This window comes from Caulobacter sp. P1_B12_2 (assembly GCF_056406675.1).
The window spans coordinates 1-8997 of record NZ_JBFTZS010000171.1; the positions used below are offsets into that span (position 1 = coordinate 1).

Here is an 8997-nt window from a genome sequence, read left to right on the forward strand (position 1 = left end):
CATTGACATAGCCGCGCGACGCCAGTTCGGCCTCGCCGCTGGAGCCGCGCGCGCCCACCAGATCGCGAACATCCGACGGCGTGACCTGAGCGGCGGCTTGGCTGGCGAGCAAGGTCGTTCCGACCAGGATCGACGAGAGCAAAATCCCATTTCGCATTTTCAGCCTACTCCTAAGGTCCGGACCGTTCGCCGGCCGGTCAACCTGACCATGTGTAGGTGACGGCCAGTGTGCGCGAAAGTCGAGCGGCCTGAGATTGTGTCAATTTTCGCGGCGAACGTCGAAGTTCAGGGCGGGAAAGCCTTCTTTACTCGCCAAGAGTGGGCATCGACGCTAGCTCTACAATGGCGGACCGGAAAAGCTGCTGATCTCGAGGTGACGTTGCATGATGACCGACACCCCGGGGCCGGCGCCTGTCGCCGGCGTCGCGAAGACCGAGCGTTTCTGGTTCGAATATCGAAACGACGATCTGCCGTTCTACGACGGCCAACCGGTGCGCCTGTCGGCGGGCCGCTGGCTGCTGGTCATGCTCGCGGTGGTCCTGGGATTCGCCGCGCTCGTCATGCCCGTTCCAGCGCTTCAGACCGGGCTGGACGCCTTCGGGCCGGCGGTGCTGTTCGTCGCCTTGCCGCTGGCGGCCCTCGCGGTCGCCGCGCCGCGCGGATGGACGGCGATCTTTCGGAAGGTCGGGCCTCGTGACGTCCTGTGGATGTTCGCCTTCGCGCTGCTGAACATCGTCGTCACCGTGCTGGTGGGCTATCTGGTCCAGACGTTTCTGGGCGCCAACGCCAACCCGATCTTCGCGCGCTTTCACACCATGACCGGCGCGGACCGCGTGTTGTTCTTCGTCAAAACGATCCCGCAGCTGTTCGGCGAGGAAATCCTGACGATCCTGCCGTTCCTGGCGCTGGTGACCCTGCTCAGCGGGCGAGCCGGGCTGTCACGGCGATGGGCGATCGTCGGCGCCTGGATCCTGTCGGCCGCCTGGTTCGGCGCCCTGCATCTGCCGACCTATGGCTGGGACCTGGCCCAGTGCCTGGTGATCATCGGCGGCGCGCGGCTGGTCCTGACCCTGCCCTACATCATGACCAAGAACATCTGGGTGTCGACCGGGGCCCACATCATCAATGACTGGATCCTTCTGGGGGGCGGAATGGTGCTGGCCAGCCTCGCCTAGGGCGACGCGTCCTTAGGCCAGCGTCAGGATCAGCGGCCCGCCGCGGGTGGCGACCAGGGTGTGCTCGTACTGCACCGTGGCCTGGCGCTGCGGCGGACGCAGGGTCCAGCCGTCATCCAGCTCCTCGACCCAGTCCGCCCCGAGCGACAGGAACGGCTCGATGGTGAAGACCAGGCCTTCCGGAATGACCCGGCGGTCGCGCGGCTCGTACCAGGTCGGGATTTCCGCCGGATCGTCGTGCAGCGAGCGGCCGACGCCGTGGCTGGCCAGGTTGCGCACCAGGCTGTAGCCGTTCTTCTGGGCGAAGCTCTCGATGGAGCGGCCGACCTCGTTCAGCCGGGCGCCGGGCTTCACGGCCCGAATGCCGGCCCACATCGCCCGGCGGCCGTCGCGGCACAGGCGTTCGATGCGCTTGGTGGTCGGCGGAACGGCGAAGCTGGCGCCGGTGTCGCCGAAATAGCCGTCCAGCTCGGCCGAGACGTCGATATTGATCAGGTCGCCCGCCTTGACCACCGTGTCGTCCGGGATGCCGTGCGCGCAGTCGGGTCCGACCGAAATGCAGGTCGCGCCCGGAAAATTATAGGTGAGTTCGGGGGCCGAGCGCGCGCCGTCCTGCTCCAGCAGGGCGCGGCCGTAGTCGTCCAGCTCCTTGGTGGTCATGCCAGGCTCCAGCGCCTCGCCCATGGCGGCCAGGGTGCGGGCCACCAGCTTGCCGACGATGCGCAGCTTCTCCAGCTGGTCTTCGTTCTCGATGGTCATGGCAGTGTCTCCGTAGCCGCCCGCGCACGATGTCGGTTACGGCGGGCCGGCGCAACGTCCGGCAGGACCGCGACGGCGAGCGTCCTAGTCGGCGTGACCCGGACGGCGCGGGGTCGACCAGGCTTCCGAGACGTCGGCCAGGATCACGTCCAGGCAGTCGACGCTGACCTTCAGGTCGCCGCCGCCCGCGAAGGTCAGCAGCACGACGCCGCCGGGGGCCTCGCCGGGCTCGAAGGCCACAGACAGCAGCTCGACCACCGCGCCCTTGGCGTCGCGGCGCAGCTTGCGGGCCTGGACGCCGGTGACGTCGCCCAGCTGCAGAGCCGAGCGGATGCGCTGGCCCTTCTTGGTCCCGGACTCCCAGCGGAAGCGGTTGCAGGCCAGGGTCAGGGTGCGCGCCGAAGCGTCCCAGCGGATGTCGCCGATCTTGGCCACCGCGTCCTGCAGGGCGGCCGAGACCACCGCCAGGTCGTCGGCGTCCTGGGCCAGCAGCTTCAGAGGCGCATCAGTCATGATCGGCGTCGCTTTCGGCTTCGCCCTTGATCCGGCGCACCTGGGCCCCGCAGGCGCCCAGCTTCTCTTCCAGGCGTTCGAAGCCGCGATCCAGGTGGTAGATGCGGCTGACCGTGGTCTCCCCGCGCGCGACCAGGCCGGCGATCACCAGGCTGACCGAGGCGCGCAGGTCGGTGGCCATGACCTCGGCGCCCTCCAGCCGCTCGACGCCGCGCACGACCGCCTCGCCGCCCGACACCGAGATGTCGGCGCCCAGGCGCATCAGCTCGGGGGCATGCATGAAGCGGTTCTCGAAGATGGTCTCGCGGATCCGGCTCTCGCCCTTGGCCGTGGTCATCAGGGCCATGAACTGGGCCTGCAGGTCGGTGGCGAAGCCCGGATAGGGCTGGGTCTCGACATCCACGGCTTCCAGGCGGTGACCGTTGCGCTTGATGATCACGCCGTCCTCGGTGCGGACGACGCCGGCCCCGGCCTCTTCCAGCTTGACCAGCAGGCTGTCGATCAGTTCGGGACGGGCGCGGGTCAGCTGGACCTCGCCGCCGGCCATGGCGGCGGCCACGGCGTAGGTGCCCATCTCGATGCGGTCGGGGATCACCGAGTGGGTCGCGCCGTGCAGCTTGGCGACGCCGGTGATGGTGATGATCGAAGTGCCGGCCCCTTCCACCTTGGCGCCCATGGCGTTCAGGCAGATCTGCAGGTCCAGCAGCTCGGGCTCGCAGGCGGCGTTGTGGATGCGGGTGACGCCGTCGGCCAGCACGGCGGCCAGCATGGCGTGCTCGGTGGCGCCCACCGAGACGAACGGGAAGGTGATCTCCGCGCCCTTCAGGCCGCGCGGGGCCTGGGCGTACACGTAGCCTTCGTGCAGGTCGATCTTGGCGCCCAGGGCTTCCAGCGCCTGCAGGTGCAGGTCGACGGGACGCGCGCCTATGGTGCAGCCGCCGGGCAGGCTCACCTTGGCCTGGCCGGTGCGGGCGATCAGCGGGCCCAGCACGTTGAACGAGGCGCGCATCTGGCGGACCAGGTCGTAGGGCGCGAAGCCGCTGGTGATCTCGGCGGCGTGCAGCACCGTCTCCGAACCGTCCGCACCTTCGCGCTCGTCGACATTGGCGCCCAGGCGGGTCAGCAGCTTGCCCAGGAACTTGGTGTCGGCCAGGCGCGGCATGTTGGTCAGGCGCAGCGGCTGATCGGTCAGCAGGCTGGCCGCCATCAGCTTGATGGCCGAGTTCTTGGCGCCGCTCACCGGGATGATCCCGTTCAGCTGCGCGCCGCCGGTGATGGCGATACGATCCAATGAAAGTCCCTCGTCGCGCGGCCTGTCGGGGGAATGTCGCCGCGCGGTCACATGTGAAAGGGCGGTTCTACTGGTTGCAAGAGCCCGCGCAAGGGGCTGCACCGATTCCTCAAGGTTCCTCCTCAGTCGGAGGGGGTCTCGTCGTCCGAACGGGGCGATTCCGGCTTGGCCGCCCCCTTGTCCGTTGGGGCGGGCGCGGCCTTCCTGCGCCGAAGGTTGGTGCGCAGCGCCTGGGCCAGCCGCGCTTCGCGCTCGGCTTTCTCGTTATGGGGCTTGGGGTTCTGGCTCATCTTTCCACAGGTGAAAGCGCTGCGACGATCGGTCAAGACGATTTAGCCTTTGCCAACCGCGTTTCGTTCGCTATACGCCCCCTCCTCTTCGCCGCGGTAGCTCAGTGGTAGAGCGCATCCTTGGTAAGGCTGAGGTCCTGGGTTCGAGTCCCAGTCGTGGCACCATCGGGACCCAGAGCCAGTCAAGGCTTTGGGTCCCGACCACTCCCCGCCCCCTAAATCCTCAAATCTGAACGTCCTGCCCCTCGTGGGAGCATGATCGCGACACCTCGAAGGCGACCACCGCCGTGGCCCGATAGAGAGGCGCTCGCGAGGCAGGTGGCGGATTGCCCTGGGAAAAGCCCCAACCGGCCCTCACGGCCCTCTGGAACGCGTTCACGGACCAAAAAAAACGCCGCCCCGAAGGGCGGCGCTGCAGGGGGGAGGATGGGCGACTGGACTAGCCGCCGAACTTGTAGCGCAGCGAGACCCCGTAGATCCGGCCGTTCATGAAGTACTGGCGCAGGATGTCGGTGTCGTAGTCGCCGCCGGGCTCGCCGACATAGCGCTGGGGCGCCTTGTTGGTCAGGTTCGACGCGGTCAGCGACAGCGACAGATCCTTGCGCAGATTGAAGTTCACCGAGGCGTCGAGAATGCCGTAGCCCTTCAGGTAACGGCCATCGATCGGGTTGGCCGAGACGCCGAACAGCACGTAGTCGGAGCGGTAGGTGTAAACCAGGCGCGCCGACATGAAGTCGCTCTCATAGAGCCCGGCGATGCTGTAATTGTTGTCCGACTGGAAGGGCTGGCGGACCTTGACCTTCTTGCCGTTCAGCACGACCGGCAGCTCGGTCTTGACGTAGGTGTAGGACGCCTGGACCCCGAAGTTCTTGGCGAAGTCGGGCAGGAAGCCGTAGTCGAAGAAGGTCTGGGCGGCCAGTTCGACGCCCTTGGCGTAGCCCGGATCGGCGTTGACCGACTTGGTGATCCGGTACTGGCCGGTCGGGCAGCTGTTGGACGTCGTGCCCGAATAGGGCGGCGAGGTCGCCACCGTCTGGCACTCGTCCACGCCCAGCACGAAACCCTTCACGTCCTTGTAGAACAAGGCGGCCGACACGTAGCTGGTGCTGTTGAAGTACTTCTCCAGCGACAGGTCGTAGCTGTCGGCGCGCAGCGGCTCGAGGTTGGGGTTGCCCTGCGAGCCCAGGCCGGTGGTCGGGTTGGTGCTGATCACCGGGTTGATGTCGGCGACGCTGGGACGGGTCAGGCCCTTGCCGTAGCCGAAGCGGAGCAGCGTGTCGGGCGTGATGTAGCCGGTGACGTTGAAGGTCGGCAGGACGTCGGTGTAGCTGTTGCTGGACCGGTTCGGCACGATGACCGAAGCCCCGCCGACGGTGCTGGCGATCTGGGCCTCGGCGTCCAGGTTGGTGCGCACCACCCGCACGCCGACATTGCCCCGGATGCGGTCGTCCAGGAAGGCGAAGTCGGCCACGCCGTAGCCGGCGAAGGTCTCCTCGACGGCCAGGCGGCGCGAGGTGACGACCTCGGGCAAGGAATCCTCGGAGGGGATCCCGGCCAGCGGGAAGCGGTTGCGGATGTTGTCGCCCAGCAGCGAGTTCGGATTGGCCGTCAGATAGCCGCCGCTGTAGCCGCCCTCGCCGTCGAACCAGTTGGTGTGCGAGCCGGCCACCAGGTCCGGCGCGCTGGTCACGAAGACCGCGTTCGACTGATTGGCCGCCAGGGCCAGGCCGTCGGTCGTCAGGTTCTTGCCGCTGAAGCTGTAGTTATAGAACCGCGACTTCTTGCGGTAGTAGCGGGCGCCGAACTTGACGTCCTCCACCACGCTGCCGGGGAACTTGTACTTGCCGTCGAACTGCGCGGCGACGCCCTTGTCGTCGTACACGTTGTTGGTGCCGTTGGCGTAGGTGTTGAACGCCCAGGTTCCGGGGCTGGAAAGATCCGGCCCGGCGATCGCCACCTGCTGCGGCGCGCCGATCGCGCGGGTGACGTCCCAGGTCAGGCCGTTGCGCGTGGCCAGGCCGATCGAGCGGTTGTCCTGATGCTGATAGGCGTCGACGTAGGAGACGTCGAGCTTGAGATCCAGGACGTCCGTCGGGCTCCACTTGGCGCCGCCGGCCAGGATCCAGGTCCGGTAGATCCGGTGCTCGTCGCCGCCGGTGCTGTTGAGGCTGGAGCCCAGCAGCGTGCCGCTGGCGAACCGCTGGCCGGCCAGCACGAGATCGTCGCCGCCGTTGCTGTTGCGGTTGGTCAGCCCCTCGGTGGTGCTGAACGGGGTGGTGACCAGGCCCTTGGCGTAGCGGCTGTCCACCATGTTCAGGAAGCGATAGCCCTGGTGGTACAGATAGGAATTGTAGTTGCCGTCGACGTAGAATTCGAGGTTTGAGCGCGGCTTGTACTGGAACGCGCCGCTGAAGCCCTTGCGCGTGCGCTGGATGTCTTCCTCGTTCACGTTCAGCTGGACGCCGGTCACGTTGATCAGGTTGGCGCGCTGATCGGCGGTCAGGGTCAGCGGATCGACGTCGGCGAGATAGGTGACGTCGCTGCGCCCGACATAGGCGCGGTTGAGGCTGGTGTTGGCCAGGTACTCGGCGCTGTCGGCGCGGATCGCGCGGCGCAATTGCGAGCCGCCGACGCCCGGCGCGTTGTCCGAGCGGTTCCAGCTCTTCTGATAGTTGGCCGCCAGCAGCAGGCCGATCTCGCCTTCACCGACGTCCCAGCGATCGGAGACCAGGCCGAAATATTCGGGCTGCCAGCTCTTGACCATGTCGTTGTACTTGCCCGACAGGGCCGCGCTGGCCGTGAAGCCCTTCAGGTCCAGCGGCTTGCGGGTGCGGATGTCGACCAGGCCGCCGATGCCGCCTTCGATGTGTTCGGCCGAAGGGTTCTTGAAGACGTCCAGGCCCGAGATCATGCCGGGAATGGCCGCCTCGATGTTGAACTCGCTGCCGCCCGCCGTGAAATAGCTGCGGCCGTCCACCTGCGAGGCCGTCTGGCCCGACAGGCCGCGAATGGTCAGGCCGCTGCCCGAACCGACCGGCGAAGCGCCCTCCCCGCCGTAGCGATAGCCCTGGACGCCCGGGATCCGGGTCAGGGTCTCGGCGACGTTGGGGTCGGGCAGCTTGCCGATGTCCTCGGCGCGGATGGAGTCCACCACTTCCATGGTGTTCTTCTTCATCGAGACCGACGATTGCAGGCTCTGACGGATGCCGGTGACGACAACTTCCTCGACGACCTCGCCGGCGGCGGGCGCGGTCTGGGCGCTGGCCGCGGTCCAGCCCGCCGCCAGCAGCGCGGCCATCGACGCGGTCGCCAGGAGGCGGCCCTGGGCGCGGTGACGCGCGGTGTGGGTTGGCTTCGACATGTGTGTCCCCTCCGGTCTGTTTCTGATTGCGCCGCCTGATCAGGCGGCGGGCGCACGACCCGTCCGGCTCTTGCCGTGACGGTCCCGACGCGCTCTGCGGTAAGCCTCTTCGTTTCACTCCGAACGGCATGCGGCCTCGCCGATGTCGTTTCATTTTGTCTTGGCGACCGTGTTATGCCGCTTGAAGATTGTTATCGATATCAATCAGAATTGCAACACGTCATTTATCGTACCATTCGCCAACCATCGCGCAGGCGCGTGCCCAGCCGAGCCAAGGCCGCCCAGGCACACCCTGAGGTAGATATCGATATCAACCCTGATCTCTTCCGCCTCGCCGCTAGGGCGTGACCTCGAACGCCCCGACGTCGGTCCAGCCGATCCGGGTGGCGGTGTAGGCCGGCCGGCCCGCGGCGGCCTGGCTGAACACGCCCATCTGCGCGCCGACCCATCGGCCCGGCTTGCTGACGAACGGCTCGCCCAGCGGCGTGTAGGTCACCCCGTCGAGGCTGTAGCTGAACACGACCTTGGCGTGGGTCGAGCGCAGCATCGAGGGCGCGTAGTGGGGGAAGTTCGGCGGCGGCTCGGCGACGGTTACCGGCGCAGCGCTGAGCTTCAGATAGACGCTGGCGGGCGCCTGAGTCAGCCCCACCGTGACCTGTTCGGGCTTGAAGGTGTCGGCGCCGAGGCGGTCCACCCGGACCAGGCGCACGCCGTCGGCCGTCTTCTCCAGGCCGATCCAGGCATAGTCGGCGCCGAACATCACCAGGCCCGCCCGTTCGCCGACAGCCTTGGGAGCGAACGCGATCCTGGTCGTCGCGCTGAACGACGGGCCGGGGAGCTTCTGGGTCAGCAGCGCGCCCGCTTCCCAGAGGTTCTCCGGCGAGGAGATGGACTTCAGACGCAGCGCGCCGGGTCGGGCGGTGAGGCTGCTCCAGTCGTCCTCGGGATTGGCGTTCCATTGCCAGGCCGGCGACAGCGCGCCGTCGAACGTGTCGTTGGCCCGGATCGCCGTCGGAGCGCCCGGCTTGTCGACCTTCGGCTTGCGCCAGCGAAGCACCGGCTCGCCCCGGCCGTCGCCGTCGCGGTCCTCGCCGATCACCGGCCAGCCGTTCTTCCAGACCATGGGCTCCAGCCAGACCCGCCGCCCGTACGAGTCGGTGTCCTGGAAATGCAGGAACCAGTCCTCGCCCTTCGGCGTGACCACCCAGGCGCCCTGGTGGGGCCCGTTGATCTGGGTCTTGCCCTGGTCGAGGACGTTGCGGCCCTCATAGGGACCTAGCAGCGAACGGGATCGAAACACCCCCTGCCAGCCGCCCTTCACGCTGCCGGCCGGGGCGAAGATGTAGTACCAGCCGTCGCGCTTGTAGAGCTTGGGCCCCTCGGTGGTGAACCAAGGCGAGGGCCCGAAGCTTGTGGCCGTGTCCGGCAGCTTGGCGCCGTCGATCAGGGTCGCCGGCTCGCCCACGGTCTTGTCGCCCGCCGGGTTCAGGCGCCGCGCGGTGATGACGTTGCTGAACCCCGCCCGGCTGGCGGCCCATCCGTGGACGAGCCAGCCCTGGCCGTCGTCGTCCCAGAACGGGGCCGGATCGATCGCGCCCTTGCTGTCGT

The 8997-nt window shown here is 67.6% G+C and carries 7 protein-coding genes and 1 tRNA gene; 2 read left to right on the forward strand and 6 right to left on the reverse strand.

From position 1 onward, the window contains the following. Window positions 1-383 precede the first annotated feature (383 nt). Window positions 384-1175, forward strand: a complete 792-nt coding sequence (locus tag AC1DZ6_RS12400; RefSeq protein WP_477097479.1) for a CPBP family glutamic-type intramembrane protease — start codon at window positions 384-386, stop codon at window positions 1173-1175. A gap of 12 nt (window positions 1176-1187) precedes the next feature. Here the strand turns inward: AC1DZ6_RS12400 and map are convergent, their stop codons facing one another. The 4 genes from map to AC1DZ6_RS12420 form a co-directional block, all read right to left on the reverse strand. After that, window positions 1188-1934, reverse strand: coding sequence for a type I methionyl aminopeptidase (gene map / locus AC1DZ6_RS12405; protein ID WP_477097480.1), 747 nt, complete (start codon window positions 1932-1934; stop codon window positions 1188-1190). Window positions 1935-2018: 84 nt separating this feature from the next. Further along, a complete protein-coding gene (locus AC1DZ6_RS12410) occupies window positions 2019-2447 on the reverse strand; it encodes a DUF2948 family protein (protein ID WP_477097481.1) in 429 nt (142 codons plus the stop codon). After that, window positions 2440-3738 carry a UDP-N-acetylglucosamine 1-carboxyvinyltransferase gene (gene murA, locus AC1DZ6_RS12415; protein ID WP_477097482.1) on the reverse strand — a complete coding sequence of 433 codons (1299 nt, stop codon included), beginning with the start codon at window positions 3736-3738 and terminating at the stop codon, window positions 2440-2442. The genes AC1DZ6_RS12410 and murA overlap by 8 nt, the downstream gene beginning before the upstream one ends. Before the next feature lie 122 nt (window positions 3739-3860). Further along, the gene (locus AC1DZ6_RS12420) at window positions 3861-4028 is read right to left on the reverse strand and encodes a hypothetical protein (RefSeq protein ID WP_477097483.1); all 168 of its coding nucleotides are present in this window, start codon (window positions 4026-4028) and stop codon (window positions 3861-3863) included. A 90-nt stretch (window positions 4029-4118) separates the two neighbouring features. Between AC1DZ6_RS12420 and AC1DZ6_RS12425 the strand changes: the two genes are divergently transcribed. Next, window positions 4119-4193, forward strand: a tRNA-Thr gene (locus AC1DZ6_RS12425). A 274-nt stretch (window positions 4194-4467) separates the two neighbouring features. Here the strand turns inward: AC1DZ6_RS12425 and AC1DZ6_RS12430 are convergent. After that, window positions 4468-7389 (reverse strand): TonB-dependent receptor, encoded by a 2922-nt coding sequence (locus tag AC1DZ6_RS12430; protein ID WP_477097484.1) that lies wholly within the window; start codon window positions 7387-7389, stop codon window positions 4468-4470. A gap of 337 nt (window positions 7390-7726) precedes the next feature. Further along, window positions 7727-8997: glycoside hydrolase family 43 protein (locus tag AC1DZ6_RS12435; protein ID WP_477097485.1), on the reverse strand; the 1271-nt coding region annotated here is incomplete at its 5' end.